The 25788-nt window shown below is 64.6% G+C and carries 25 protein-coding genes and 1 tRNA gene; 15 read left to right on the top strand and 11 right to left on the bottom strand.

Going from position 1 to position 25788, the window contains the following annotated elements:
- Positions 1 to 59: 59 nt before the first annotated feature.
- Positions 60 to 944: a diacylglycerol/lipid kinase family protein gene (locus tag IFT67_RS03880; protein WP_192145100.1), complete on the top strand. Its 885-nt coding sequence runs from the start codon at positions 60 to 62 to the stop codon at positions 942 to 944.
- 256 nt (positions 945 to 1200) lie between these two features.
- Here IFT67_RS03880 and IFT67_RS03885 read toward each other — a convergent pair whose 3' ends face one another.
- Positions 1201 to 1821 (bottom strand): peptidylprolyl isomerase, encoded by a 621-nt coding sequence (locus tag IFT67_RS03885; RefSeq protein WP_192145101.1) that lies wholly within the window; start codon positions 1819 to 1821, stop codon positions 1201 to 1203.
- Positions 1822 to 1935: 114 nt separating this feature from the next.
- Between IFT67_RS03885 and IFT67_RS03890 the strand changes: the two genes are divergently transcribed.
- Genes IFT67_RS03890 through IFT67_RS03915 form a run of 6 tightly spaced genes read left to right on the top strand, consistent with a single transcriptional unit; the run spans position 1936 to position 7057 of the window.
- Positions 1936 to 2841: an ATP-grasp domain-containing protein gene (locus tag IFT67_RS03890; RefSeq protein ID WP_192145102.1), complete on the top strand. Its 906-nt coding sequence runs from the start codon at positions 1936 to 1938 to the stop codon at positions 2839 to 2841.
- Positions 2841 to 3857, top strand: a complete 1017-nt coding sequence (locus IFT67_RS03895) for an LLM class flavin-dependent oxidoreductase (RefSeq protein ID WP_192145103.1) — start codon at positions 2841 to 2843, stop codon at positions 3855 to 3857. The genes IFT67_RS03890 and IFT67_RS03895 overlap by 1 nt, the downstream gene beginning before the upstream one ends.
- Entirely contained in the window at positions 3854 to 4588 is a 735-nt protein-coding gene (locus IFT67_RS03900; RefSeq protein WP_192145104.1) for a methionine ABC transporter ATP-binding protein, read from the top strand. The genes IFT67_RS03895 and IFT67_RS03900 overlap by 4 nt, the downstream gene beginning before the upstream one ends.
- Positions 4585 to 5247, top strand: a complete 663-nt coding sequence (locus tag IFT67_RS03905) for a methionine ABC transporter permease (protein WP_056062682.1) — start codon at positions 4585 to 4587, stop codon at positions 5245 to 5247. Before IFT67_RS03900 ends, IFT67_RS03905 begins: the two co-directional genes overlap by 4 nt.
- 8 nt (positions 5248 to 5255) lie before the next feature.
- On the top strand, positions 5256 to 6050 hold the full coding sequence (locus IFT67_RS03910) for a MetQ/NlpA family ABC transporter substrate-binding protein (RefSeq protein WP_192145105.1): 795 nt from the start codon (positions 5256 to 5258) through the stop codon (positions 6048 to 6050).
- Positions 6051 to 6088: 38 nt separating this feature from the next.
- Complete coding sequence (locus IFT67_RS03915) at positions 6089 to 7057, top strand: magnesium and cobalt transport protein CorA (RefSeq protein WP_107955333.1); 969 nt, start codon at positions 6089 to 6091, stop codon at positions 7055 to 7057.
- Between the two features lie 183 nt (positions 7058 to 7240).
- Here IFT67_RS03915 and IFT67_RS03920 read toward each other — a convergent pair whose 3' ends face one another.
- Positions 7241 to 8230, bottom strand: coding sequence for an NADP-dependent oxidoreductase (locus tag IFT67_RS03920; RefSeq protein ID WP_192145106.1), 990 nt, complete (start codon positions 8228 to 8230; stop codon positions 7241 to 7243).
- A gap of 141 nt (positions 8231 to 8371) precedes the next feature.
- Positions 8372 to 9721, bottom strand: a complete 1350-nt coding sequence (locus IFT67_RS03925) for a DUF2171 domain-containing protein (protein WP_192145107.1) — start codon at positions 9719 to 9721, stop codon at positions 8372 to 8374.
- A 235-nt stretch (positions 9722 to 9956) separates the two neighbouring features.
- Here IFT67_RS03925 and IFT67_RS03930 point away from each other — a divergent pair.
- A tRNA-Ala gene (locus IFT67_RS03930) sits at positions 9957 to 10032 on the top strand.
- Positions 10033 to 10170: 138 nt separating this feature from the next.
- Here the strand turns inward: IFT67_RS03930 and IFT67_RS03935 are convergent.
- Genes IFT67_RS03935 through IFT67_RS03945 form a run of 3 tightly spaced genes read right to left on the bottom strand, consistent with a single transcriptional unit; the run spans position 10171 to position 14030 of the window.
- A complete protein-coding gene (locus IFT67_RS03935; RefSeq protein ID WP_192145108.1) occupies positions 10171 to 12513 on the bottom strand; it encodes a TonB-dependent receptor in 2343 nt (780 codons plus the stop codon).
- Positions 12514 to 12523: 10 nt separating this feature from the next.
- On the bottom strand, positions 12524 to 13498 hold the full coding sequence (locus IFT67_RS03940) for a FecR family protein (protein WP_192145109.1): 975 nt from the start codon (positions 13496 to 13498) through the stop codon (positions 12524 to 12526).
- Positions 13488 to 14030, bottom strand: coding sequence for an RNA polymerase sigma factor (locus IFT67_RS03945; protein ID WP_192145110.1), 543 nt, complete (start codon positions 14028 to 14030; stop codon positions 13488 to 13490). The genes IFT67_RS03940 and IFT67_RS03945 overlap by 11 nt, the downstream gene beginning before the upstream one ends.
- 555 nt (positions 14031 to 14585) lie before the next feature.
- On the opposite strand from IFT67_RS03945, the gene IFT67_RS03950 reads away from it, so the two are divergent.
- From IFT67_RS03950 to glsA, 4 genes are all read left to right on the top strand, one after another.
- Positions 14586 to 15470 carry a MipA/OmpV family protein gene (locus tag IFT67_RS03950; protein WP_192145111.1) on the top strand — a complete coding sequence of 295 codons (885 nt, stop codon included), beginning with the start codon at positions 14586 to 14588 and terminating at the stop codon, positions 15468 to 15470.
- A 214-nt stretch (positions 15471 to 15684) separates the two neighbouring features.
- Positions 15685 to 15939 (top strand): hypothetical protein, encoded by a 255-nt coding sequence (locus IFT67_RS20470; protein ID WP_206757927.1) that lies wholly within the window; start codon positions 15685 to 15687, stop codon positions 15937 to 15939.
- Positions 15940 to 16235: 296 nt separating this feature from the next.
- Positions 16236 to 16487, top strand: a complete 252-nt coding sequence (locus tag IFT67_RS03960) for a hypothetical protein (RefSeq protein WP_146168560.1) — start codon at positions 16236 to 16238, stop codon at positions 16485 to 16487.
- 521 nt (positions 16488 to 17008) lie between these two features.
- A complete protein-coding gene (gene glsA / locus IFT67_RS03965) occupies positions 17009 to 17932 on the top strand; it encodes a glutaminase A (protein ID WP_192145113.1) in 924 nt (307 codons plus the stop codon).
- Here glsA and IFT67_RS03970 read toward each other — a convergent pair.
- Together IFT67_RS03970 and IFT67_RS03975 are read right to left on the bottom strand one after the other, a co-directional pair.
- On the bottom strand, positions 17927 to 19090 hold the full coding sequence (locus IFT67_RS03970; RefSeq protein ID WP_244647152.1) for an MFS transporter: 1164 nt from the start codon (positions 19088 to 19090) through the stop codon (positions 17927 to 17929). The genes glsA and IFT67_RS03970 overlap by 6 nt on opposite strands.
- A gap of 135 nt (positions 19091 to 19225) precedes the next feature.
- Positions 19226 to 19675 carry a MarR family winged helix-turn-helix transcriptional regulator gene (locus IFT67_RS03975; RefSeq protein ID WP_107961803.1) on the bottom strand — a complete coding sequence of 150 codons (450 nt, stop codon included), beginning with the start codon at positions 19673 to 19675 and terminating at the stop codon, positions 19226 to 19228.
- A 118-nt stretch (positions 19676 to 19793) separates the two neighbouring features.
- On the opposite strand from IFT67_RS03975, the gene IFT67_RS03980 reads away from it, so the two are divergent.
- A complete protein-coding gene (locus IFT67_RS03980) occupies positions 19794 to 20219 on the top strand; it encodes an organic hydroperoxide resistance protein (protein ID WP_107961802.1) in 426 nt (141 codons plus the stop codon).
- A gap of 49 nt (positions 20220 to 20268) precedes the next feature.
- On the opposite strand, the gene IFT67_RS20395 is transcribed toward IFT67_RS03980, so the two are convergent.
- Entirely contained in the window at positions 20269 to 21042 is a 774-nt protein-coding gene (locus IFT67_RS20395; RefSeq protein ID WP_244647153.1) for a hypothetical protein, read from the bottom strand.
- A 115-nt stretch (positions 21043 to 21157) separates the two neighbouring features.
- On the bottom strand, positions 21158 to 22216 hold the full coding sequence (locus IFT67_RS03990; protein WP_244647154.1) for a metallophosphoesterase: 1059 nt from the start codon (positions 22214 to 22216) through the stop codon (positions 21158 to 21160).
- A gap of 345 nt (positions 22217 to 22561) precedes the next feature.
- Here IFT67_RS03990 and IFT67_RS03995 point away from each other — a divergent pair, with 345 nt between their 5' ends.
- Positions 22562 to 22855, top strand: a complete 294-nt coding sequence (locus IFT67_RS03995) for a hypothetical protein (protein WP_107961801.1) — start codon at positions 22562 to 22564, stop codon at positions 22853 to 22855.
- A 77-nt stretch (positions 22856 to 22932) separates the two neighbouring features.
- Entirely contained in the window at positions 22933 to 23475 is a 543-nt protein-coding gene (locus IFT67_RS04000; protein ID WP_107961800.1) for a glycine zipper 2TM domain-containing protein, read from the top strand.
- Between the two features lie 135 nt (positions 23476 to 23610).
- On the opposite strand, the gene IFT67_RS04005 is transcribed toward IFT67_RS04000, so the two are convergent.
- Entirely contained in the window at positions 23611 to 25740 is a 2130-nt protein-coding gene (locus IFT67_RS04005; protein WP_192145115.1) for a prolyl oligopeptidase family serine peptidase, read from the bottom strand.
- Between the last annotated feature and the right edge of the window lie 48 nt (positions 25741 to 25788).

A 25788-nucleotide genomic window follows, 5' to 3' on the forward strand; every position in this document is an offset into this window, starting at 1 on the left:
CAAGTTTTACGGGAGAAGCGTTACGGGTGCGAAACCGCATGCCGTGCGTTGGGGGCCTTATGTCGAACGATACGATCACGTCCGCGGCGCTCGTCGTCAACGCCAAGTCGCGCAAGGGCCAGAAGCTGTTCAAGCGCGCCTGTGCGGCGATGTCGGGGCTGCCCTATGAGGTCGATGCTCATGCGGTCGAGGACCCGAAGGATCTGGAGGCGACGGTATTGCGGGCGCTGGCGAAGAAGCCCGACCTGCTGATCCTGGGCGGCGGCGACGGTACGGTCAGCGGCTTGGTCGACCTGATGGTCGGACACGACGTGATCCTGGGCGTTCTGCCGCTTGGCACCGCCAACAGTTTCGCCCGCACGCTGGGCATACCGTTGACCGTCGAGGGTGCGGTCGAGGTGATCCGCACCGGCAAGCCGCGCCGGATCGATCTCGGCATGATCGACGGCGATTATTTCGCGAACTGCGCGGCGATGGGCATCAGCCCGAAGATCGCCGAGACGGTCCCGCACGGCTTAAAGAAAGTCTTCGGCAAGGTCGGCTATCTGGCGTGGGCAACGTATCAGTACATGCGCTTCCGCCCGTTCACGCTGATCGTCGGCGAGGGTCCGACTGCAGTAAAGATACGCGTGGTCGAGGTGCGGATCTCGAACGGGCCTTATCATGGCGGCACCGAACTGGTCGACGCGGCGGCGGTCGATTCGGGCGAAATCGTGGTGCAGGCGGTGATGGGGCACGTGAAGCGGCGGCTGGTGCAGAACTGGTTCTCCAGCGTGTTTCGGCTTGAATCTCGGCATGAGAAGGTGCGGGACTTTCGGGGGAAGACCCTGAAGATCAACACCATCCCGCCATTGCCGATCTCGATCGACGGCGAGGTGCTGGCGAAGACCCCGGTGACGGCGAAGGTCGCGGCCGGGATCATCCGGGTTATGGCGCCGGCCTGAAGCGCGCTCGACTATCCGCACCGCCCACCTCCTTGTTCTCCCGCGAAGGCGGGAGCCCAGTCTGGGTCCCCGCCTTCGCGGGGAAACAGCATTGGGTCATGGTAGCCCGCCTCACCAGCCGCCAACCCGGCGAAGGCCGGGGCCCAGTTGGGGGACGGCTATAACGATGCGCAGTTCGCCGTTACTGCAACCTTTCCAACTGGGCCCCGGCCTTCGCCGGGGTGGCAGCGTTAATCAAGTGACGTAAGGCCTTGCCTCACTTTACCCGACGAACGGTCAAAATCTTAACCGGCGCAGCGATCATCTGCCCCTTCATCACGCCAACCCCAGCCGTCGGCGAAGTCGGCGCAGCAAGGATGCGCTTCACCACGTCCATTCCCTCGACGACATGCCCGAACGCCGCGAACCCCGCGGTGTCGCCACTCCCCGCCGGGTTCGCGTCGAGCGACAACACCGGCCCGACGGTAATGAAGAAGTCCGCCGTCGCACTCCCCGGCGCAAACCTAGCCATCGAAATAGTCGCATCGACATGCGACAGCCCGGTCTGGCTGGTCGGCTCGTGCTTCACCGGCGGCAGCAGCCGCTTCGCATCACCCCGCGGCCCGCCCTGGATCAACCCGGAGTCCGCCCCGAGCTTCATCGCCCGGTAGAACGTCACCCCATCGAGCCGCTTCTGATCCACATAGCGAAGGAAGTTCGCGGTCGTCAGCGGCGCACGCTCCTTCTCCAGCGCCAGCGTGATCGGCCCCTCGCTCGTCGTCATCACGATCGAGACGGTCGCCGGAGCAACAGGCGGCGGCGCAAGCGGAGCCTCCTGCGCCGAGACGGAAACCGCGCCGAGAACGGCGAGAGCGAGCGTGGCGAATCTAGAAATCATCCGCCACGCTACCGCGTCCTCCGCTCCCTGTCAGCGGCCCCGCGACACGATATTGCGCGCCGCAAAGTTTTGCTTGGGTTTGCACGCCCGCGCGCAATGCGTATCCGGAGAGGGATGACCGATCTCGCCATTCTCTACGAGCACCCGCTCTGGTTCGAACCGCTGTTCGCCGCGCTCGACCGCCGCGGCGTCGCGTTCACCCGCGCGACGCCCGATGGCTTCTGGAACCCCGCCGACCAGAGCGCCCCCGCCCCCGTCGTCTTCAACCGCATCGCGATGTCGAGCTTCCTGCGAAGCGGCGATCATCCGATCTTCGACACGATGGCGATGCTCGATCACTGGCGCCGCACAGGCGCGCGCGTGATCAACGGCACAGACGTCCTCGCGATCGACGCGTCGAAAGCGCGACAATTGTCGCTGATCGCCTCGCTCGGCCTCGCAATCCCCGAGACGCGCGTAGTCCACCGCGCCGCCGACGTCGTCCCCGCCGCGCAGACGCTCCGCTTCCCGCTGGTCGTCAAAGCGAACATCGGCGGATCGGGCGCAGGCATCATCCGCTTCGACAGCCTCGACGAACTCCGCACCGCCGTAGCCGACGCCGGCCTCCCGAGCAGTGTCGACGGCGTGCTGCTGGTCCAGGAATACGTCCCCGTCCGCGACGGCGCGATCACCCGGATCGAGACGCTCGACCGCAAATTCCTTTACGCGATCGACGTCGCGGGCGGCGGCGCATTCGATCTCTGCCCCGCGGACGCCTGCGTCGTCCCCGGCTCGGGCATCAAGATGGCCGCGGTCGAGCCCTCACAGACCTTGAAGGACGCCGCCGAAGCGATCGCACGCGCGGTCGATCTCGATGTCGGCGGAGTCGAGGTGATGATCGACGACCGCGACGGCGTCGCGCGCTTCTACGACATCAACGCACTGTCGAACTTCGTCGCCAAGCCATTGGATGTGCTCGGCTGGGATCCGCACGACCGCCTCGTCGATTACCTGATCGAACAGATCGAGAAGGCCCGCTGATGCGCTATGGTTACTGGACTCCCGTCTTCGGCGGCTGGCTCCGCAATGTCCCCGACGAAGGGATGGAGGCGAGCTGGGCGTATACCAAGGCGCTCACGCAGAATGCCGAGCGCTGGGGCTATGACCTGACGCTGATCGCCGAGCTGAATCTCAACGATATCAAGGGCATCGAACAACCCGCGCTCGACGCATGGTCGACCGCGGCGGCGCTCGCTGCGGTGACCGACAGCATCGAACTGATGGTCGCGGTCCGCCCGAACTTCCACCACCCCGCGCTGTTCGCCAAGGCCGCGGCGAATATCGACCGCATTTCGGGCGGCCGCCTCGCGCTCAACGTCGTGTCGTCGTGGTGGGCGGACGAAGCGAAGCAATACGGCCTCCAGTTCGACCAGCACGACGATCGCTACGCACGCACCGCCGAGTGGCTGACCGTCGTCGATGGGTTGTGGACGCAGGAGCGGTTCGACTTCGCGGGCCAGTTCTACACCACCGAACAGGCGATCTGCGCGCCCAAGCCCGCAAAGCGCCCAACCGTCTACGCGGGCGGCGAGAGCGAGAAGGCCAAGGCGATGATCGCCGCGCAGTGCGACGCGTACGTCATGCACGGCGACCCGGCGGAGGCGATTGCACCGAAGATCGCCGACATGGCGGCGCGGCGCGAAGCAGCTGGCGGCGCGCCGATGCAATACGGCATGGCCGCCTACGCGATCGTCCGCGACAGCGAGGCGGAGGCCAAGCGCGAGCTCGACCGCATCACCAGCGTCACCGAACTCCCCGCGGGCTACGCCAATTTCGACCAGTGGCTGTCGGGCACGCAGCTCGAACGCGAACTCAAGATCCAGGAATATTCCGTCTCCAACCGCGGCCTGCGCCCCAATCTGGTCGGCACGCCCGAGCAGTTGAAGGAGCGTGTCGCGGAATACGAGGCGGCCGGTCTCGACCTGCTGCTGCTCCAGATGAGCCCGCAGGCCGAGGAAATGGAGCGGTTCGCCGCGCAGGTCATGGGTACCGCATGATCCGCCTTACCGACGTCGTCAAAACCTACCCGGCAAGCGACGCGGCTGCGCTCGACGGCGTGTCGATGGAAATTCCGGCGCGCGGCGTATTCGGCGTCATCGGCCAGTCCGGCGCGGGCAAGTCGACGCTGATCCGCCTGATCAACGCGCTCGAACGCCCGACTTCGGGCCGGGTCGAAGTCGATGGCGTCGACGTCGCGGCCCTGTCGGCGGCGGACCTGCGCGCGCTACGCCGCCGCATCGGCATGATCTTCCAGAACTTCGGACTGCTGTCGTCGCGCACGGTCGCGGCGAACGTCGCGTTCCCGCTCGTGCTCGCGGGCGTATCCAAAGCCGAATGCGAGACGAAAGTCGCCGCACTGCTCGACCGCGTAGGCCTCGCCGATCACGCCACCAAATACCCCGCTCAACTCTCGGGCGGCCAGAAGCAGCGCGTCGGCATCGCCCGCGCGCTCGCCACCGACCCTGACATCCTCCTGTGCGACGAAGCCACCAGCGCTTTAGATCCCGAAACCACCCGCTCGGTCCTAACCCTTCTCCGCGACCTTAACCGAGACCTCGGCCTGACGATCGTCCTCATCACCCACGAAATGGATGTCGTCCGCTACGTCTGCGACCGCGTCGCCGTCCTCGAACGCGGCCGTATCGTCGAGACCGGAGACGTTACCGACATCTTCGCCAACGCCACCCACCCTGCGACGCAGCGCATGCTGGCAGCGCTGGCGGCATGAGCTTCTTCGCCAACATCGACTGGTCAGACATCGGCCAGGCCTGCCTCGACACGCTGATCATGCTCGGCGGATCGCTGATCCTGACGATCGCGTTCGGGCTCCCGCTCGGGGTCCTGCTTTACCTCACCGACCGGGGCCGCCTGTCGCAGAACAGGGTCGCCAACGCCGTGCTCGGGATCATCGTCAACATCCTCCGCTCGGTGCCGTTCATCATCCTGCTGATCGTGATGATCCCGCTCACCGTGATGCTCGTCGGCACCTCGCTAGGCGTCGCTGGCGCCATCCCCCCGCTCGTCGTCGGCGCCGCGCCCTTTTATGCGCGGCTCGTCGAAGGGTCGCTCAAGGAAGTCGACCGCACCACGATCGAGGCGGTGCAGGCGATGGGCGCCACCACCCGCCAGATCGTCACCGGCGCGCTGATCCCCGAGGCGCTCCCCGGGCTGATCGCCGGCGCCACCGTGACCGCGGTCGCGCTCGTGTCGTTCACCGCGATGGCGGGCGTGGTCGGCGCGGGCGGCCTCGGCGATCTCGCAATCCGGTTCGGCTATCAGCGTTTCCAGACCGACGTCATGGTCGTCACCGTCGTGCTGCTGGTCGTGCTCGTTCAGATCATCCAATATGCCGGCGACGCGCTCGCTCGCCACTTCACCCGCCGCTAGGAATTCGCATGAACCGCCGCACCCTGCTCGCCTCGTTCTCGCTGCTCGCGCTCGCCGCCTGCGATGGTGCCAAGACCAACGACGGCAAGACGCTGACGATCGCCGCAACCGCGGTGCCGCACGCCGAAATCCTGGAATCGATCAAGCCGACGCTCGCCAAGGAAGGCGTCGACCTTCAGATCCGCGTCTTCAACGATTACGTCCAGCCCAATCTCCAGGTCGAGCAGAAGCAGATCGACGTCAGCTATTTCGAGACCAAGCCGTATCTCGACCAGTTCAACGCCTCGCGCGGTACGCATCTGGTGACCTATGCAGGCGTCCACGTCGAACCGCTCGGCGCCTATTCGCGCAAGTGGAAGTCGATCGCGCAGATCCCGAACGGCGCGACGGTCGCGATCCCGAACGAACCGAGCAACGGCGGCCGCGCGCTGCTGCTGCTCCAGAAGGCCGGGCTGATAACGCTCAAGAACCCGACCAACCCGCTGTCGAGCCTCAACGACATCGCCACCAACCCCAAAAACCTGCAGTTCAAGGAACTGGAGGGCGCCACCCTGCCGCGCACGCTCGGCGAGGTCGATCTCGCGCTGATCAACACCAATTACGCGCTCGACGCGAAGCTCAACCCGGTCCGCGACGCGCTCGCGATCGAGGACAAGAACAGCCCCTATGTCAATTTCGTCGTCGGCCTGCCCGGCGGCGAGAAGGATCCGCGGGTCGTGAAACTGATCGCTGCGTTGCGCAGCCCGGCCACCAAGACCTTCATCGAGCAGCATTATCGGGGTGCGGTGCTCCCGGCGTTCTGATACCGGCGCGGCCTTGTAAGCGTAATCCTTGAGGCTCCATGACGGTCGTCGCCGCGTATCTCTATCGCCATGGCAAGCGCGTCCGCGCGGTCTCGATCGACGAAAAGGTCGATTGCCCCGCGGATCGTTCGGAGTTCGTCTGGATCGGCATCTGCGACCCGACCGACGCCGAGATGCGGACGCTCAAGGACCAGTATAACCTCCACCCGCTGGCGGTGGAGGATGCGATCAAGGCGGATCAGCTCCCCAAGATCGACGTCTATGGCGATCAGCTCTTCGTCGTCGCCCGCACCGCGCAGCTCGAAGACGACAAGATCGCATACGGCGAAACCGCGATCTTCGTCGGCCACAGCCACATCATCAGCGTCCGACACGGCTCGGCACGCTCGCACAAGGCACTCCGCGAACAACTCGAAGCCGCGCCGACACTGCTGATCAACGGCGTCGACTACGTCCTCCATGCGATCCTGGACTACGTCGTCGACGGCTATCTCCCGATCGTCGAAAGCATCGAAGACGAGGTGCTGGCGATGGAACAACGCACGATCGACGCCTTCCTGGGCCGCGACGAAATTGTCCGTATCTTCGGGCTTCGACGAGAGATGATCCGTTTCCAGAGAATCCTAGGACCGATGGGCGAGGTCGCAGGTAAGATCGTCCGCCTCGACCTCCCCTGCATCGACACCGAGGCAAAACCCTATTTCAGCGACGTGCTCGACCACGTCCGCCGCGTGCAGACGATGGTCGAGGGGTTGCGCGAAGTGCTGACCTCTGTGTTCGAATTCAGCAACCTGCTCGAACAACAACGTACCGGCGCGATCACCCGCCAGCTCGCCGCCTGGGCTGCGATCCTGGCCGTGCCGACCGCGATCGCCGGGATCTACGGCATGAACTTCGAGAACATGCCCGAGTTGAAGACGGAGTACGGGTACTTCGTCGTGCTGGGCGTGATCGGGGTCGTCTGCGCCGCACTGTACGTGAAGTTCAAGCAAGCGAAGTGGTTGTAGACCCGCGGATCGACCTGATCGTCATTTTGGCGAGGCGGTCAGACCTTGCCCCCCACCCCGGCGAAGGCCGGGGCCCAATTGGGGGCCGCCAATGACGGGCGTTGCGCTCCGTTACTGCGACCTTTCCAATTGGACCCCGGCCTCCGCCGGGGGGGGTAAGTGCTGGGATGGAAGAGGGTTAGCTCAAACCTTGACGAGCATCTTCCCCGTATTTCCACCCGAGAACAGCCCCAGAAACGCATCCAGCATCGTCTCGAGACCCTCGTGCACGGTCTCCTGCCGCTTCAGCGTCCCCGCCGCCAGCATCCCGCCCATGTCCTTGTAGAACTCCTCGGCGCGATTCATGTAATCGCTGACGATGAACCCGCGGATCTGTACCCGGTTACCGATCAGCCGCGCGAGATACTTAAGCTGCGTCGCCGCACCGCTGTTGTACACGTCGATCATCCCGCACACCGCGAACCGCGCATGCATTCGCGCATGCGCCAGCGCCGCATCGAGATGCTCGCCGCCGACATTGTCGAAATACACGTCGATGCCTTTAGGAGCCGCCTCGCCCAGCGCCTTCACCACCGGCACGTCGCCCTTGTAATCGATCACCGCATCCGCCCCGAGCGACTTCACCCAGGCGCATTTCTCCGCCCCGCCGGCCGACCCGATCACCGTCATGCCCTTGGCCTTGGCGACCTGCACGACGGTCGAGCCCACCGCGCCAGCAGCCGCCGACACGAACACCGTATCGCCCGCCTTCGCCTCGGCAACCTGGAGCAGCCCAAAATACCCCGTCATGCCCGGCATGCCGAGCTGACCCAGGAACGCCTGTGCCGGCACGTCGAGCGCGGGCAGCTTCTGCACCTGTGCGGCCGGCACCACCGCCTCGTCGCGCCAGCCCGCCATGTGCAGCACCATGTCGCCGACCTTGATGCCGTCATCGTTGCTCTCGACCACTTCGCCGACCGCGCCGCCCTGCATCGCCTCGCCCAACGCGAACGGCGGGACATAGCTTTTCACGTCGTTCATTCGCCCGCGCATGTACGGGTCGACCGACAGCCAGCGATTGGCGATCCGCACCTCGCCGGCGCCGAGCGCCGACTGGTCGAGATCGATCATGGCGAAGTCGGTATGCTTCGGCATGCCTTGCGGACGTGCCCTCAGGCTCCATGCACGGGCCATAAACTTGCTCCTATCTTGATTATTAGTGTTGCGGGTATGGCGAAACGCGCACTCAACGCAACCTGCAAAAAGGCCCGGACGTTTCCGCCCGGGCCTCTTTCCGGCTGACATCATGCGACGCCAGCCAACGCTTTCAACCAGTTAGTACGTGGTCGAACCCGACTTGCCGAGCGTGTCGGACGTCGTACCGGTGGTGCTGCTGCCGGTGGTCGTGCCGGTGGTCGATGCCGTGCCCGTCGTCGTGCCACCCGTCTGCGTGCTGCCCGTCTGCGAGCTCGAAGCATAACCGCTGGTGCCGGCATCCTTCTTGTCGCCGCCCGTGCGATCGCCGTACTCGAACATCGCCGAGTTGCGCTCTTCTTCCTTCCACGCCGACTTGGCTTCGTCGGCCGACTTCGACAGCGTCACCTTGCCATCGACCGTCTTGATCCAGCGCGACGGGATCGAGTGATGCACGCCGCCCGCATCGCGGTCGTTCTTGGTCAACAGGATCCGGTCGCCCTTCACCTTGTCGACCGTGCCGACATGGCTACCGTCAGACCCGACGACTTCCATATGCTCGGTGACCTGCGACAGCGAACTGCGCTGGCCCTGGCGCTCGTTGCGCCACGACGAGAACTCGTTCTCGAACTTCGAGCGGTTCTCGTTGCGATACTCATCATAGTCACGGTCGAGCGCAGCGATCTGCGTGCTGCGCCAGCTATGGTAGTGGTCGTCATGCGTGTTCGACGGGCGATTGCCGAACGCACGGTTATCGGAGTTGCCATAGGACCGCTCGTCATAGCGCGCATCGGCTTCGCGGCGGCGCTCGGCCTCGTCGTCACCGAACCACGAGCGAACTTCGTCGCCTGCGCGCGCGATGAAACCGCGATCGTCATAGTCATAGCCCTGTGGCTGACGACCATAGTCACGCCCCTCGTTACGGCTGCCGCCGCGCGAAGAGTTGCGGTTGTCGTCATCGGCATCGCGGTTGCGGCCTACGTCCTCGACGCGGCGACCGTCCGATGCATAGCTGCCGTGATATTCGGTATCGCCCGAACCCTGGCTGCGCTGGCCGTAGGACTGCTGGCCATAGCCCTGGCCGGAGCGCTGCTGGCCATAGCCCTGGCCGGAGCGCTGCTGGCCATAGCCCTGCTGCCCGTTACCCTGTTGGCCATATCCCTGGCCCGCCCCCTGGCCGTAACGCGACTGGCCATAGCGATCACCGCCCGATGGCTGCGAGCGATCATTGTGGCCGCCATAATAGTCGCGACTGCCCTGCTCGCGACCATATTGATCGCCGCGTCCCTGGTCGTCACGCCCCTGAGATCCTTGGCCGCGGCCGCTGCGGTTGTCGTCACGATCATATTCGCCGGCGGCCTCATACTCGCGCGCGCTGGAGCGGCCATAGCCACCACCGTCCGCGCGGAAATCGCGACCATAATCGTTCGAGTTCGGCCGACCGAAATAGTCGCCCGACTGGCGATCTCGGGTGTTGCGTTCGTAGACCATAGGAACCTCCTAATTGCTGTCCTGCGGCTGCCGGCTTCGTCGATCTGTCGTCGATCGCGGGGCCGTACATTCCGAAGACTACAAACGCCAAAAGGGCGGAATGTTCCTGCAAACCCGGCCATGTGGCGGCGACAGGACGCAGCCCTGCGACGACGTGCGGGAAGGACTGGCGGCGACCATTGCATCGCTCAAAACCAACCGCTAATGGCTCGATCATGGCCTCTGGCCACCGCACGGGGCCGTAGCTCAGATGGGAGAGCGCCGCAATCGCACTGCGGAGGTCAAGGGTTCGATTCCCTTCGGCTCCACCAGCGCCAAATCGCCCAACGCCAAGTCACCGCTCCGGTTCAAACAATGCCGTCGGCGGGTTGCTGGATTGATACCCTTTACCGGTGTCGGCAGTGGTTGCGCGCACTGGCGGAAAGCAGTTTGTCCTGATCGAGCGGTCGTCAGAAGCGGACGTCGAAACCCAGTCTGATGGTACGCGGCCTGAGCGGGGTCATCTGGTCGCGCTCGGCCACGCTGAACGGATTGCCGAACGCGAAACTGTTCGCGCGGACGTCGCCGATATTGTCGATGTCGAGCGACACGCCGAACCTATCGAAGCCCAACCGCCCCCCCAGATCGCCGACCGCATATCGGCCTTGCGGGATATTCAGAACAGGGCCGACACCAAGTCGGGATTGACCGATGTACCGCACCGACACGTCCGCGCTCAAATTCACCCCCTCGGCGATGGTCTTTTGCCAGGTAGCGGCCGCGCGCGTGCCGTTCCTCGGAACGTTGGGCAAAGTCTGCTCTTCGGACGTGCCGAAATCGGCCTCGGCCGCGTACAGCTTGCTGTTGTTGACGAACGCCGCGCCGGTGAGCGTGAGCGCGGGCGACAACCGCCACGTTATCTCCGCATCCAGCCCATAGACCCGCCCGTCCCCAACATTGGCGGTGTACGGCAAACCCGACGTATCGACGAGGTCGGCCTGGATGTGGTTCCAGTCGGCGAAGAAGATCGCGGCGCGAATACTCAACCGATCCTCCCCCCTGCGCCCCCACCGCACGCCGAGTTCGGTCATCGACAGATCGTCGGCCACGAATTTCCGGCTATCCAGCGCGTCACCCGATGGCGCCACCGCGAGACCGCCCGCCCTGAACCCCTTCTGAAAATGCACGAAGCTCGAGAACGACCGGGACGGCTGCCAATCCACCGCGAAGCTCGGCAGTGCAGGCAGCGCCGTACTGGAGGGCTCCTTCGATCCATTCTTGGATTTGTCCAGCAGGCTGCCCGCGCTTCGTGCCAGCGTGACGCGTACGCCCGCCGTTGCCGTCAGCGTTCGTGTTATGGGCTGCGATGCCTGTCCGAACAGTGCGAATTCCATCTGCCGGTTACGGACGCCGGCGATCTGCTCGAGCGCATCCGGCACCCCGATCGAACGTGACAATCGGCTGACGTTATGGATCCCCGCCACCCCCGCCACCCAAGGCGATCGCTGGCCCCCGCCCGACACGCGCGTCTCGTAGGCATAGGCACGGATCGCGTTCGTTTCTTCGAACTTGAGCGGCGACGTTGTGCCGAGATATCCCGTCGCATCGAAGACGGTCGTGAAATCATGCTCGACCACCGACGCCGTCGTGACGATCTCCCCCCGCCCAAGCGGACGTCGCGCAGTCACGTAGCCGAGATGATAATGATCGCGGAACGGCTGCGCGATCGCCGTCGCGCGGGTCAGCGGCGGATCGCCCCGGATCGTGTACTGCCCGTCGCGGCTGGTGATATTCTGCTCGACGCCGCCGATATCGACGGTCCAGCCCGAAAGATCGGCGATGCGCAGCGTCACGCGCTGCCCAAAGCTTCGCGTCGTGTTGATGTCGCGGAGATTGCGGGACGGATCGTCGATATATCCGGCTTCGCGCGCGCCGAATGCGACGATACGCAGGGCGATGCGGTCCGCCGCGATCGGGATGTTGAGCATCGCAGCACCGTCGCCCCCGACGCCGCCCGACCGTGTCGAACTCAACCCGGCGGAAGCGGTCGCGGCGATGCGGTCGGTCGCCGGTGCGTTGGGGACGAAACGCATGATCCCGCCGAGCGCACTCGCGCCGTACAATGTGCCCTGAGGACCGACCAGGATTTCGACGCGTTCCATGTCGTACAGGTTCAGATCGGGATCGGGCGCACTGTAATTCAGGCGTACTTCCCCGAGATACTGGCCGACGGTCGCCTGGGTCTGGCCGCTGAAACTGCTGTCCGCGATCCCCCGGATAAACAGCTTGTCCCGGCCGGGGCCCAAATTCGTGGAGCCCATGGTCGGAAGCAATGCGGCGATCGCCGCGCTACCGTTGCCCGCGTTGCGCGCCAGCCAGCCGGCATCGAATTCCATGAGCTTCACCGAACCCGGGAAACTGTCGAGCAGCGTTCCCTGCTTGCTGGCTGTGACGATGATATCGCCAGGCACTTCGGCGGTTTCGATCGGTGTCCTTACCGGAACGGGACGTTTGGGTTGTTTCGGCGGGATGATTTTCCGCGCCATGATCCGGACAGTCTTGCGATCGTAAAAGACGAAGTCGGCACCAGTGCCCTTGATAGCCTCCGCCAATGCGGCGGACACCGAACGCGCACCCCGGACGCCCGGCGATCGTCTGGCGGCGATGACCGGATCGGTCACCGTTATCGTGATCCCAGCCCTCGCGCCGAGCGTCGCTGCCACGTCGCCGAGCCGTCCCGGTGAAACGTCGAACCTTTCGGCCTGAGCGATGGCCGGCATGGCGAGAACGAGCCCGGTACCGACCGTCGCCATCGCCGCCCATCTAGCGCGCAGCACCGTCACCGGGTTTCATGATCCAGCCCGCGGACCCACGCTGCACGGTGACGCCCAGAGCCGGCGCCAGTCGCTCGAGCTGACCGGGGCCCGAACCGTCGAGGCGAATTGCACCGGAAAACGGGCGGTTCGCGATGGCGGGCGCCATGTCGATGCGAACGCCGAGCGCCCGGGCGAGGTCGGCTGCCACGCTCGACAGCGGCGCCCCACCATAGAGCAATTGCCCTTTTTGCCACCCGCCGACGGACGCGACCGGCGTAGCGATCACGCGCACCGTCTTCGAGGACGACGGATCGATCAATCCCTGGCCGGCATGAAGGGAAATTCCCCTGTCGCCGGGGTTATACACGACCTCGCCTTCGGCCACCGTGACCCGCACCCCGCCTGCATCGTTCACGACGTTGAAGACGGTTCCGACATCTTCCACCCGGTTGCGACCGACGTGAAGCGTAAACGGCGCGGCATCGTCATGGCGAACCCGGAACAAGGCCTCGCCGCCGACCAGCGAAGCGAACCGCGCATTCTTGCGATCGAACGTCATTCGCGTCGAGCCGTTGAGCGCCACCACAGTCGTCGCATCCAGTGCGATCGTCCGGCGCTCGCCAGGGCCCGTCGCGACATCGTAGCGGCCCGACTCGAACTGCGGGGCGACGACGATCGCCGCGGCGACCGACGCGGCCAGTGCGGCGCCGGCGATCAGCCAGCCGCGTACCCTGCGTTCAGGCGCGGGCATGACGGCATCGTCGTTGGCGGCCGTTCGTTCCGCAGGCGCGAACGACACCTGAGACAATAGCGGCGCGATCGCGGCATCGACGCGTTCGATGGCGTCATATGCAGCAGCATGCCGCGGATCCTCGGCAAGCCAGTCGGCGAACGCTTCCCATGCGCGGTCGTCGCCATCGCGAAGCCGAACATGCCATTCGATCGCGCGTGCGTCGTGGCGATGGGCTGTCTCAGTCTCCATGATGCCCTCTTTCATGCCTGAGACGCCGCGGCATCGAATGATCCTCATCCAGATGAAGCCTCGCAGCGGCGATCGCTTCGTACGCGCGCGTCAGATGCTTCTCGACCGCGCTGACACTGACGCCGATGTCCGCGGCGATCTGCCGTTGCGGTTCGCCCTCTACCCGGAAGCGTCGGAATATCGTCCGGGTTCGCTCCGGCAGTCCGTCCAGCACGTGCTGCAAGATCGCGACCTGCTGGTTGGCGATCAGCGACGTCTCGGCCGACGGTCGCTCGTCGAGTTCCCGATCCTCGCCGGTATGCGCATCGACCCAGTCGCCCTCGCGCCGCACGCGTCGTCCCGCCGCGCGACGATGATCGAGAAAATGACTGTTGGCGGTCCGGTACAGATAGGCGCGAGGCTCCGTGACCGGACCGATCTTTGCTGCCGAAAGTGTAAGATACACTTCCTGGAGAATATCCTCCGCCTCGTCCGCGGCGGCGCCACGGGACGCGAGAAATCGTAGCAATGCCGGCCTCAATGGAACCAGCATTCCCAGAATTTCTCTATTCGGCATATGCCGTCAACATCCAATACCGAACGCAAGCAATAGCGTTATCGATTTTGTGAATGTCTATCAATGCGCCTCGACAGACTCAGAATCACATTTTCGCGAGCACGATTGAATCATTTCGGGGTTACGCAAGACTAAACCAAAGCCAATAACCTGACATTGCTCGATAATATATTTGTGGTGGGGAATATTGATATCGTCGGCGTCTCAGTCAGGAAAGGAGGCACCTGTGGTCCAGCGCAATAAACAGCACCGATATCGCAGATCCCTACTCGTCTACTCACGCACTATACCCGATGCGTAGCGACGTATTCGGCAAAGACATCTCAATTAAGCGGGTGATCGTCGCCGTCTGACAATTTCGTCGATCGGCAATCGAACGCCACGGCTTCGGTCGACGAATTCTGCATTTCAAACAACCGCTCCGAACTCGTCCGACAGCGCACCTCCACCTCGGTCACGAACCGCGGGCCGTGCCTCCACGCCCGGCGGACACCGCTCTGAGCGCGTTCGGCAGCAGCCATAAGGTCTTATATGAAAATCTCCGTCTTGTGCCGTTCCGCCGTCCTCTGCGCTGCTGCAACGCTGGGGGCCACGGCTTCATCCGCGCAGGAGCGTCCGCCGCTTGATCCCGACGCGATCCGTGCCGTCGGCACACCAGATGAGCCGCGGGACGATTGGCAGATTCAGCTCGGCGTGGGCGGCTTTTACAGCCCCAACTTCGTCGGATCCAAGGATTATCAGCTCCAGGCAGGTCCCAATATCGCGGTGCGTTACAAGGACCGCGTCTTCATTTCGGTCCTCGATGGCGTCGGTTTCGATCTGATCAAGACCGACAGCTTCAGGGCGGGCCCGGTCGTCAAATTCCAGCAGCAGCGCCGGGAGAGCGGCAAATCGACGTTCATGATCGCGGGCAAGCGGTCAACCGCACTGCTCGGTATGGGCGACGTCGACGCGACCATTGAGGCAGGTGGCTATATCCGCTATCAGTCGGGCCCCTTCTCGGCGAACGCGGAGGTGCGTAAAGGGCTCGGCGGCCATGACGGCGTCATCGCCGAATTCGGCCTGCGATACACGACCCCGTTCGCCGGCCTGAGCATCGGTAATCGGCCGATCATCCTTTCGGTCGGCCCGGGCGCGACGGTCGTCGATAGCAAATACGAGGCGACGTATTTCAGCATCGATGCCGGGCAGTCTTTGCGTACCGGTCTTGCACGGTTCGATGCCAAGGGCGGGTTGCAGTCCTACGGCGTCAACGCGGTCGTCGTCGTTCCCATCTCCCCCAAGCTCAGCGCGGTCCTGATCGGCGGGTTCGATCGATTGTCGGGAGACGCTGCGAAGTCCCCCCTCGTCCGCGAACGCGGATCGCGCAACCAGAAGACGCTCGGCCTGGGCCTGACCTATCGGTTCGGACTTTAGCATGTTGGCATCCCTCATGCTCCTGTCGTCGACATCCACGCCGTATCTGTCTCACGCAACGGCCAATGCCCTGCTGATCATCAATTCATTGCCTCGGCGTAGAAGCCACGATCCGGACCACCGACGATCCCCAGCCACGCGGGCCAACCGCCCTCCGTTTCCTTTCGGCGAGTCGGCAAACGCCGAGATACAGCCGTTCGATGTCCTGGAGCTGATGGTTGTCCAGATCGGTCGGCGAGATCGGGAATCGTACCTCAAACCGGATGGCTGGCTTGCTACTTTGTGCAAGACGCTCTTCGGGTTCGAGCAGGTCACGCGCCTAGCCGATCCTCGCCTCGAAGCGCTGCGGATGCTCGTGATCGCACTCGGCCGACGCCATCCGCGGCCCGCGATCTTCAAGGCGGCACTCGCTGCTGGCATCACACGGCAACAGATCGATTTTCTCGTGGATCGCCAAGGCTTGCGGTGATCGCCCCCCACAGTTCAAGGCGTCGCTTCCGCTCGGCCAAATCACACTATCCCATTGCGATATATATACTAATTATCGCAGCTGAGCGTGCTTGGCAGTAACTTCGTTCAATTGAAGTGCGCAGATCGTCGCAGCGCTCCGGCTTTACAGCCGAATAAACCCGCTCGATTGTGCAAGCATCTGCACGGCCCACCAAAATCTCGATCAATTCCGATTTTCTTAACTTCAATTAGCTCTTCAAAATTTTCGGAAAATCTCCTATCCGAGCCCTTCTTGTAAAATATTGGAGCGTTCAAATGCGTAAACTTATCCTCTCCCTGTCCGCGATCGCCGTTGCAGCAATGCCAGTGGCCGCCAGCGCAGCATCGAATTCCGCAGCATCGCTCTCGACCACGAAGTCGGTTCGCGCCGCATCGTCGACCGGGAAGAAGAGCCATTTCGCTGACGTCAGCGGTTCCGGCCTGCTGATCATCGCCATCGCTGCAGTCGCAGTTGGCGGCGGTCTGTACATGGCGATCGACAACGACGACAATTCCGACAGCAACTGAGTCGGTTGGGGCGGCGAAGCATCGTCGCCCCATTTGCTGCTCTCAAGCGCGGCGTCGGGCCGTCATCGACACCCGATACGCCCGAATATCGAAAAATCCGAACAGCCGGGCCGGGCCGCGACGGATGTCAGCCGCGAGGGTGCTTGTTGGTGCCAGGCTGGTTCATCATCGTCCAGGCCCGCGTGCTATCCACATCGTGGATATAGCGGCTTGACGACTGGCCCGCTTGACGACGACGCTTCGTCACGACGAGCAGCAGTAAAATCGCTCCGGCCGCTATGACGCCGCCCCCAACTATCCAGATCATCGCCGCCCCGCTTGATTTACATCATGGCGGTTCGTGCATCTTTGCGCGTCGCATGGCCATGACCTGTTCCTTACAACCGTCCCAGACGGGGACTTTCCCTTGGAAAAGAGCGTACTGCCGGGCCTCGTGACGCAATGAAGGCGACCTCGCCCACGCCAGGGGAGACGAAACGAGTAGCGGGCGTTGTCGTCCCGAACACGGAGCCTCGACCACCATGCCCCTCGCCGATATCGCCACCGAGATTGCCGCTACCATCCAGCGCGATGCCCGCGATATCGAGCATGCGGCCGACGCGAAGATAGCGGGGCTCGAACCAGGCCCGTTCGGCATGGCGATCGCGATGGCCGACGGATCGCTGATCCGAGCGGGATCGGCCGACACCGTCTTCCCTATCCAGAGCATTTCAAAAGTCTTTACGCTGAGCTTGGCGATAGAGAAGATCGGCGACCCGCTGTTCAAGCGCGTCGGGCGCGAACCTTCGGGCGATCCGTTCAATTCGGTGATCGATCTGGAACGAACCTGCGGCGTACCGCGCAATCCGTTCATCAATGCCGGCGCGTTGGTGATAGTCGACATGCTGGTCGAGCAGTTCGGCGATCGAGCGAAGGACGCCGTTCTAAATCTCGTACGCGACGGCATCGACGACACCGCAGCGAAATCAGCGGTCACGCTCGACAAGGACGTGCTTGAGGAAGGCGGCGATCTCAATCGCGCCATGCTGCATTTCATGGTCCACCACGATAATATCCGATCGCCGATCGATGCGATCATGGATGCCTATGCGCGCCAGTGTGCAGTGGCGGTCGATTGCGTCGGGCTGGCCGAAGTCGGTCGCTATCTGGCCGACACGCGCATTTCGGGCGACACCGCAAACCGCGCCAAACGCATGCGCACCATCCTCGCGCTGATGATGACGTGCGGCCATTACGACGGTTCGGGCGACTTCGCGGTGCGTGTCGGTCTCCCCGCCAAGAGTGGCGTCGGCGGCGGCATCCTGGCGATCGCGCCGGGCATCGCATCGATCGCGGTCTGGTCGCCCAATCTCGACCAGCACGGCAACTCGATGCTCGGCGTCCGCGCGCTGGAAATGCTCAACGCACGCACCGGATGGTCGGTCTTCGGTCCACCTATCTCATAGCCGGGCCGCTCCTGGCTTCAACCCCGCAAACAACAGCCATCCGATACCGCCGGCCAAGATCCCGAGCACCCCTCCCAGAAGATACGCGTCGATTGCGCCGTCCGGCATGAAGAGCCCGCCGACCATGTAGCCAAGGATCGCCGCACCGTTCGTTGCAGCGCTGTAAAGGGCCGCGACCTTGCCGTGAGCGCTAGCGGGCGCTTCGCGTTGCAACATCGTCCGGACGGCGACGTTGTGCACGCTGTTCGCCGCGCCGCCGATGACGAAGGCAATCCCCACGATCGACAGTCCGGCCAGCATGGTCGCACCGGCGACACCGATCGTAACCATCATCGTCCCCATCACCATGACCGACGCGAAGGCGGCGGGTGCCGGTCGGTTCACGGGCCATGTTCCCACGACGACCGCACCCGCCATCATCCCGCCCGCCCAACAGGCGGTCAGCAGCCCGAACGCTATCGAACCCGCGGACAGTGAAATGGTCACCAGAAAGACGAACGCAACATCGGCGATCGCGCTGGAGAAGACGCCGAACGTCAGGGCGCCGATCATGATGACGATCCGCCGATCCCGCAACACCGGCAGATAGTCCGCGAACAGGGTCCGCCCTACCCCGCCAACATGGCGCTCGACCGGACGCCGCAGGCCGCTACCCACGATCACCGCGGCAAGCAGCGCGAAGCTGGCCGCATCGATCAGCAGCGCGTTGCCGGCCCCGCCCCAGGCCACCAGCATGCCCCCGACGACCGGCCCCGCGAGCATGCCCGCACTCCGCACGAACTCCAGCACCGCGTTCGCACGCGCCAGCGTCATCCCCAGTCCGGTCGCCAACACGGGGATGAGCGCGAAGCTAGCCGTGCCGCCGATCGCAAAGAGGATGCTGAGGACGCTGGCCCCCGCGAGCGTCGAACTCAGATCCGGATGATACGCCATCCAGACCAGCACGACCGCATCGGCCAACGCAGCCCCGGCAAGCAGCATGCCCGCGTCACGCGCATCGACGAGGCGACCGATGTACGGCGTCGCGAGCAGAGCCGGCAGCAACTGCGCCATGAGCAGCAGCGGTACGGCGAGTGACGCACGGTCGCCGGCCGTGCGGAACATCAGGGTGATCAGGGAGATCTCGTCGCCGATCGTCGAGATCGCGAGCGTCGCCAACAGCAACCATCCCCATCCCCGCCTGAACTCGACACTCCCCATGTCTCGCGCCCCTCCCGTGCTGCACGTCTGCATGGAAGCGATGGTCGGGGCAACCGACGGCGGCTCGGGCGCAATAGCCGCAAGCCCGGCGCTTCACTGCGTAGCCGGCGCCTCGCTGGCGAGCGCACGGCGGAGGGCCGCGACTTCCGCATTGAGCGACGCGAGACGGTCCGGCGTCATGCCCGATCGCTCGACGATCAATGGTCCGAGACAGCCCGTTTCGGTCCACCGCGCCCTGCCCGCGTCGGTCAGGCGAACGCGCACCTGGCGTTCGTCGGCGGGGTTGCGGATCCGGGTGACGAGCCCGGCGGCCTCGAGCCGCTTTGCCAGTGGCGTGATCGTGCTCGGCTCCAGCGCGAGCCGCTCGGCGATCGCCCCGATCGAACACCCATCCTCTGCTTCGTTCAGCGTCTGGAGAACGAGGAACTGCGGATAGGTGATGCCGAGCCGGTCGAGCACCGGTTTGTACGCGCGGTTGATCGCGATCGTCGCGGCATACAGCGAAAAGCAGAGCTGTTGGTCGAGCGGCAGGGGATCGGACACGGCGGGGCTCCTTTGCAACCAGCCATAGCACGAAAATGCTTATCGCGACAATTGTTGCTGGACTTCCGTATCAGGCTCGCCTAAATAGTTATCGCGATAAGCAATATGGAGATACAGCATGTCGATCGACGTCAAGTACACCACCGAAGCCACCGCAACCGGCGGCCGTGACGGCCACGCACGTTCGCAGGACGGCCGCTTCGACGTAGCCCTCTCGACGCCGAAGGAACTGGGCGGCGCAGGCGGCGACGGCAGCAACCCCGAGCAGCTGTTCGCGGCTGGCTATTCCGCATGCTTCATCGGCGCGCTCAAGGTCGCGGGCCAGCAGTTGAAGATGAAGGTTCCGGACGACGTCGCCGTCACTGCCAAGGTCGGCATCGGTCCGCGTGCGGCTGGTGGCTTCGGCATCACCACCGACCTGACGGTAACGCTGCCAGGCCTGGAGCGCGATCGGGCGCAGGAACTCGTCGATGCGGCGCATCAGATCTGCCCGTACTCGAACGCAACGCGCGGCAACGTCGACGTCGGCCTGACGCTCGTCTGAGCCATGCTCCAGGGGCCGGCGGAATGTCGCCGGCCCCTGGGTTACCTCTTTACGCTGCGGGTATTCGCTTCAATTGTGCCGACCCGATATGCCACCGCAACTGGCTCGCCGACGCGCCGTCGACATCGTTGACCCGGCGCACGACATAGGTGCCGCGGAAGCGCTGCTGCGTACCGTCGTCGAGAGTCGCATCGACGGTGACGGGCACCGGTTGGTAGATCGACCCGGCACCGCCGTCGCCGGGCTGTAGCGCACCGATCGTCACGCGGGTGCTGCGGGTATGCGCGAATCCCGCCTCGAACGCGGCGAGCGTCTGGCCCGGCCGGCCCTCATCGCCCCACTGTGTCCAGGCGGTCGCGTAATCGCGCGCGTTGATCGCAGAATAATAGCGTCGCACCACCGCGGCGGCGGCTTCCATGCTCTTCGGCGCCGGTCCGCACCCTGCCATCGGCGCACCTTTACCATCGAACAGTGCACAGCTCCGTGCGATCTCGTCCTCGATGATCGCGCAGCTGTTGACGGCGTTGCACGGCGGATGGGTCGCGGGTGACACATCCCGGCATATCGCCACGCGCTTGGCGGCGGCGGCCTCGCCGATCTCGGCGCTGCAGGACAGCAGCTCCGACGAGATCGGTGTCGAGGCGGCCGGCCTCGAGGACGGACCGGACGTCAGCGCGACCTTCGTCGGTGCCCGCGTCGATGCCGGCGACGATTCTGCCGCCGGTGCAGTGGTTTCGGTGTCGCGCGCGATGGTCGTCTGGTTCGATCGGTCGGGGTCCACGCCGCATCCCGCCAGCGCCAGACACACGAACATACTGGTCATCATCACGCGCATAAGCCACCTCTCTCCTGCGATCGTCGTTGCCATCGCCTTGGCCGGACTTAGCCCGCGAGGTGGCGCCGGGAAAGTCATCAAGTCGCTCGGAAGTCTGCGCAATCTACCGCGTTGCGCGCAGCGTGATCCGCGTCATCTCCGCTGGCCGCCCCAGTCGCAACGCGAACCCCGGCCACAACCCGGTGCCGTTGCTGACGTACAGCGTCATGCCGTCGACATCGTACCGCCGCGTCACGAACCCGCCATTGGCGGATGCGAACAGCCGGTCGAACCCGCGGATCATGCCGCCATGCGTGTGCCCCGAAAGCTGGATCGCGATGCCCCGCGCCGCCGCCCGCCGCGCATTCTTCGGTTGATGGTCGAGCAGTACGATCGGCATGTCGACTGGCGCACCCGCGAGTGCAGCTTCGAGATCGGGGCCGGGCTGTCCGGCTCCGGGGGCCGACAGATCGGTGACGCCCGCGATCACCACCCCGGCGTCGCCACGCGTTACTACGGTATGCGCGTTCGGCAACATGCGGATGCCCAACCCCGACAGATGTCGCATCCACGCGGCGTAATCGAAGAAATATTCGTGGTTGCCGGGAATGGCATACACGCCGTCCGGCGCACGAAGATCCGCCAGCGGTGCCACGTCCGCGCGGCGCATCGCGACCGATCCGTCGATGAAGTCCCCCGTCACGACGATCAGGTCGACACCGGTCGCATTCGCCCGGTCGACGACCGCGCGGGTCCAGCGTTCGGGAAACAAGCGGCTGATATGCAGGTCGGTCAGTTGCAACAGCCGATACCCGTCGAACTGCGGCGGCAGGTCGCGCACGAGAATCTCGACATCCTCGACCGGCGGGACCCGCACGGCATTCGCGACGCCGATCGCGGCGAGCAGCCCCGCCAAGCCGCCGATCGCATAGCGGACGCCGTCAGGCACCCCGACCGACCCACGCCGCACCAGCATCGTCGCGAGCGTACCGACGTCGAGCACGATCTGCAGCACCGCCAGCAGCACGATCGCGCCGAACGCCCAATTGAAGAGAATGACGATCGCCCGCGGAAACTCCGGCGCGAAGATCGACCCCGACGATAGCCGACTCCAGAAATGATATTGCGAGGCCAGCAGGAGCACGATGCCGATGCCGGCCTTTATCCAGAACGGCAGCGCCAACGGCCACAGCCAGCGCGCGAGGACGAACAGGCACGGCGTCGCGAATATCAGGTTGAAAATCGTCCGTCTCCATCGATGAAGCGCCGTCGGCCTTCGCGTCCTCGACCGGATTCTCGACCGGGCCACCGAACGGCGAGGGTCGAGAAACCCCGCCTCGTGCGCCCCCATACCGATATCCTGCGCCGGGTTCCATGCGTCCGATATCCAAGCGTGCAACTCCAAGCCCGCAATATCCGCGCACGCTCGACGAACCTGTACGCCAGCCGACAATGTCGTTCAGGAACGATGCCGCCAAACAACCGTATCAACGGCGCATCCCGATTGTCGGGTTCGAGAGGACATCTCATGAAGTTTACGCATCTCATCGCCGCGGGCCTCGCCTTTGCCACGCTCGGCCTCGGTGCCGCCGCTCCCGCAGAAGCGCAGCGCGATCGCGGGCACAGTCAGCAGTATCGCGACAACGATCACCGTGGCGACCACCGGGGCGATCGCCGCGATTATCGCCGCAACGATCACCGCGGCGATCGTCACGACAACCGCCGCTATCGTGGTCGCGACAACGATCGTCGCAACTGGAACAACAACCGCCGCTGCCGCACCGAATGGCGCCACAACCGTCGCGTGCAGATCTGCCGCTGATAAGTCTTGATATCGGGCGGGCGGTGGCGCGATGCTGCCGCCCGTCATCGTCGTGACACTCTAGAAGGATCCGGATCATGAAGCGTTTTCTCGGTACGGCTGCACTGATTGCCGCTACCTGCCTCTCCGCCGCCACTCCCGCGCTCGCGCAGTCGCAGGCCGACGATGCGCGGTTCGCCGCCGCCCAGTCGCGCCTCGACAGTGAATTGCAGATCTTCCGCCAGGAATTCGATCGCTATCAGTCGGTCCGCAATCGCGGCGGGTATGTGCCGCAGGGCGGCTATCGCACCGCACCCGACCGTGGTTATCAGGAAGCGTATCCGGACGAGCGCGACGAAGGCAATTACGACCCCTCGCGCTATTACCGTGCAGGCCCGAACTACCAGGAGCGCACGCTGGCGACCAACGACCGCGTCTATGCCGGCCAGGACGGCAAATATTACTGCAAGCGCAACGACGGCACGACCGGGCTGATCATCGGCGCGGCGGGCGGCGGCATCCTCGGCAACGTGATCGACGGTGGCCGTTCGCGCATCGTCGGCTCGCTGCTCGGTGCAGCCGCGGGAGGTCTCGCCGGGCGTGCAGTGGAGCAGAGCAACAGCCAGGTCCGCTGCCGCTAGGTTCAACCCGCGAGCTAACTGTTCCCCCGCGAACGCGGGGGCCCAGGATCACAAACGATACCGTACGTGACCCTGGGCTCCCGCGTTCGCGGGAGAACGGCAGGAAGTAGCGGGAGACGGCAGCCGCCGCCGCCCCTACTTCGCCGCCCCCACCAGCTTCTGCGTGAAGTACGTCATCTGCAAAGCCTGCAACCGAGCCCCCTGCTCGATATCCGCATCGCCCGAATGCCCACCCGCGGTGTCCTCGTAGTAAAGATACGGCAGCCCATATTCCTTCAACCGCGCCGCGAACTTGCGCGCATGCTGCGGCCCGACGCGGTCGTCCTTGGTCGTCGTCCAGATATACGGCTCCGGATACGCGACGCCCTTCTTAATGTTCTGATACGGCGAGATCGTATCGAGAAACGCCTTCTCCTCCGGCACCGTCACCGAGCCATATTCGTCGACCCAAGACGCTCCAGCCGCGATCCCCTCGTACCGGATCATGTCGAGCAGCGGCACCTGGATCGTCACCGCCTTCCAAAGGTCCGGATGCTGGTTGAACTCGACGCCCATCAACAACCCGCCATTCGACCCGCCATAGATCCCGAGCTTGGCCGGACTCGTCAGTTTCCGCGCGAACAGGTCCTTCGCCACCGCCGCGAAGTCGTCGTAGATTACCTGCCGCTTCGTCTTCCGCCCAGCGTCGTGCCACTTTGGCCCGAACTCGCCGCCCCCGCGGATGTTCGCCAGCACATACGAGCCGCCCCGCTCCAGCCACAGCTTGCCGGTGCTCCCCGAATAGCTCGGCGTCATCGACACCTGGAAACCGCCATACGCCGTCATGATCGTCGGCGTCGTCCCGTCGAGCACGATGCCCTTCTTGTGCACCACGAAATACGGCACCTTCGTCCCGTCGGTCGAGGTCGCCTCGAACTGCTCGACCACATCGTTCGACGCATCGAACTTGGCCGGCAAAGTCTTGATCGGCTTCGGTGCAGCCCCCGTCGCCGCATCCAGCGAATAGAGCGAGGTCGGCGTCAGGAACCCGGTCACCGTCAGATACGCATCGTCGCTACGATCGGTCGTGCTCGCAACATCGATCGAGGCATTGTCGGGCAGCGCGATCGACTTGGCGGTCCAGCCCCCCGCCCCATGCGTATAGACCGACGCCCGGCCACGAACATTGTCCGACACCACCAGCAAGAGCTTCGACTTGGTCAGCGCCATCCCGTCGACCGACTGGCGCGGCCCCGGCGCGAACACGATCGTCGGATCGATCGTGCCCTTCTCCACCTCGGCAAGCGGCGCCGAGGCAACCGCCCCCTCGGGGATCTTGCCCCAAGGATCGCTGGTCGAGAAGATCACCTGTCCGTCGATCATCCCAGCCGGAAACGTCCGATCGGGCAGCGCGAGCGGCCGCGTGCCCGCCGGCGTCCACACCAGCTTGTCCGCGCCGAAGAACGTCTTCCGCCGCTGGATCACCACCAGCCGGTTGCCCTTCTCGTCGGTCAGCACGTCCGCCCCGGTCGGCCCCTGGTCGGTCGCCGCGCCGCGATACACTTCGGTCGCGGCGGTCAGCGGCTGGCCGCGCTTCACCTGCTTCAGCACGAACGCATAGCCCGACTGAGTCGTCGTCCCCGCCCCCCAGTCGCGCGCGACCAGCAGCGTATCCTTGTCGACCCAGGTCGCATCCTGCTTCGACGTCGGCAGCATGAAGCCGCCCTCGACGAACGTCCCGGTCGACAGGTCGAACTCGCGATACGTCACCGCGTCCTCGCCACCCTCCGACAGCGCGACGAGGCACAGCCGCTCCTCGGGCTGAAGACAAGTAGACCCCTTCCACACCCACTGCTTGCCCTCGGCCTTGCCCAGCGCATCGAGATCGAGCGCGGTCGTCCATTTCGGCGTGGCGCTCGCGTAATCGGCAGCACTCGTCCAGCGCCAAAGCCCATGCGGATGATCGGCATCGCGCCAGAAATTATAGATCCGCCCGAACATCTGGTTCGGCATCGGGATGCGATCCTTCGCCGACGCGATCGCCAAAGCCTCGGCGTAGAAGGTCTTGTAGCGGGGATCGTTCTGGAGCCGCGGGAGCGTCTTCGCATTCTCCGCCTCGACCCAGGCCAGCGGCTTCGCGCCATCCTTGTCCTCGAGCCAGATATACGGATCGGCGGCAGTGTTCGTTTTGGTCATCGGTGCGACTTGGGCAAGCGCGGCACCGCCCGCAAGTCCGGCGCCACCGCTCAATATCGTCGCCGCAAGCATCGAAGCCAGAACCCGCATCACCGTATCTCCCTGATTTGCTTGGCGCGATACATGCCGAGGTCTATC

This window comes from Sphingomonas sp. CFBP 13728 (genome assembly GCF_014841895.1).
Classification (GTDB): domain Bacteria; phylum Pseudomonadota; class Alphaproteobacteria; order Sphingomonadales; family Sphingomonadaceae; genus Sphingomonas.

Bases quoted from the DNA above. Each gene is read 5' to 3' on its own strand.
- IFT67_RS20470 (WP_206757927.1), top strand. From the start codon at position 15,685: ATGGTTGTCCAGATCGGTCGGCGAGATCGGGAATCGTACCTCAAACCG.
- IFT67_RS03905 (WP_056062682.1), top strand. From the start codon at position 4,585: ATGAGCTTCTTCGCCAACATCGACTGGTCAGACATCGGCCAGGCCTGC.
- IFT67_RS03950 (WP_192145111.1), top strand. From the start codon at position 14,586: ATGAAAATCTCCGTCTTGTGCCGTTCCGCCGTCCTCTGCGCTGCTGCA.
- IFT67_RS03940 (WP_192145109.1), bottom strand. From the start codon at position 13,498: ATGGAGACTGAGACAGCCCATCGCCACGACGCACGCGCGATCGAATGG.
- IFT67_RS03925 (WP_192145107.1), bottom strand. From the start codon at position 9,721: ATGGTCTACGAACGCAACACCCGAGATCGCCAGTCGGGCGACTATTTC.
- IFT67_RS03880 (WP_192145100.1), top strand. From the start codon at position 60: ATGTCGAACGATACGATCACGTCCGCGGCGCTCGTCGTCAACGCCAAG.
- IFT67_RS03980 (WP_107961802.1), top strand. From the start codon at position 19,794: ATGTCGATCGACGTCAAGTACACCACCGAAGCCACCGCAACCGGCGGC.
- IFT67_RS03995 (WP_107961801.1), top strand. From the start codon at position 22,562: ATGAAGTTTACGCATCTCATCGCCGCGGGCCTCGCCTTTGCCACGCTC.
- IFT67_RS03895 (WP_192145103.1), top strand. From the start codon at position 2,841: ATGCGCTATGGTTACTGGACTCCCGTCTTCGGCGGCTGGCTCCGCAAT.
- IFT67_RS20395 (WP_244647153.1), bottom strand. From the start codon at position 21,042: ATGACCAGTATGTTCGTGTGTCTGGCGCTGGCGGGATGCGGCGTGGAC.
- IFT67_RS04005 (WP_192145115.1), bottom strand. From the start codon at position 25,740: ATGCGGGTTCTGGCTTCGATGCTTGCGGCGACGATATTGAGCGGTGGC.
- IFT67_RS03910 (WP_192145105.1), top strand. From the start codon at position 5,256: ATGAACCGCCGCACCCTGCTCGCCTCGTTCTCGCTGCTCGCGCTCGCC.
- IFT67_RS03900 (WP_192145104.1), top strand. From the start codon at position 3,854: ATGATCCGCCTTACCGACGTCGTCAAAACCTACCCGGCAAGCGACGCG.
- IFT67_RS03935 (WP_192145108.1), bottom strand. From the start codon at position 12,513: ATGGCGACGGTCGGTACCGGGCTCGTTCTCGCCATGCCGGCCATCGCT.
- IFT67_RS03885 (WP_192145101.1), bottom strand. From the start codon at position 1,821: ATGATTTCTAGATTCGCCACGCTCGCTCTCGCCGTTCTCGGCGCGGTT.
- IFT67_RS04000 (WP_107961800.1), top strand. From the start codon at position 22,933: ATGAAGCGTTTTCTCGGTACGGCTGCACTGATTGCCGCTACCTGCCTC.
- IFT67_RS03945 (WP_192145110.1), bottom strand. From the start codon at position 14,030: ATGCTGGTTCCATTGAGGCCGGCATTGCTACGATTTCTCGCGTCCCGT.
- IFT67_RS03890 (WP_192145102.1), top strand. From the start codon at position 1,936: ATGACCGATCTCGCCATTCTCTACGAGCACCCGCTCTGGTTCGAACCG.
- IFT67_RS03915 (WP_107955333.1), top strand. From the start codon at position 6,089: ATGACGGTCGTCGCCGCGTATCTCTATCGCCATGGCAAGCGCGTCCGC.
- IFT67_RS03920 (WP_192145106.1), bottom strand. From the start codon at position 8,230: ATGGCCCGTGCATGGAGCCTGAGGGCACGTCCGCAAGGCATGCCGAAG.
- glsA (WP_192145113.1), top strand. From the start codon at position 17,009: ATGCCCCTCGCCGATATCGCCACCGAGATTGCCGCTACCATCCAGCGC.
- IFT67_RS03960 (WP_146168560.1), top strand. From the start codon at position 16,236: ATGCGTAAACTTATCCTCTCCCTGTCCGCGATCGCCGTTGCAGCAATG.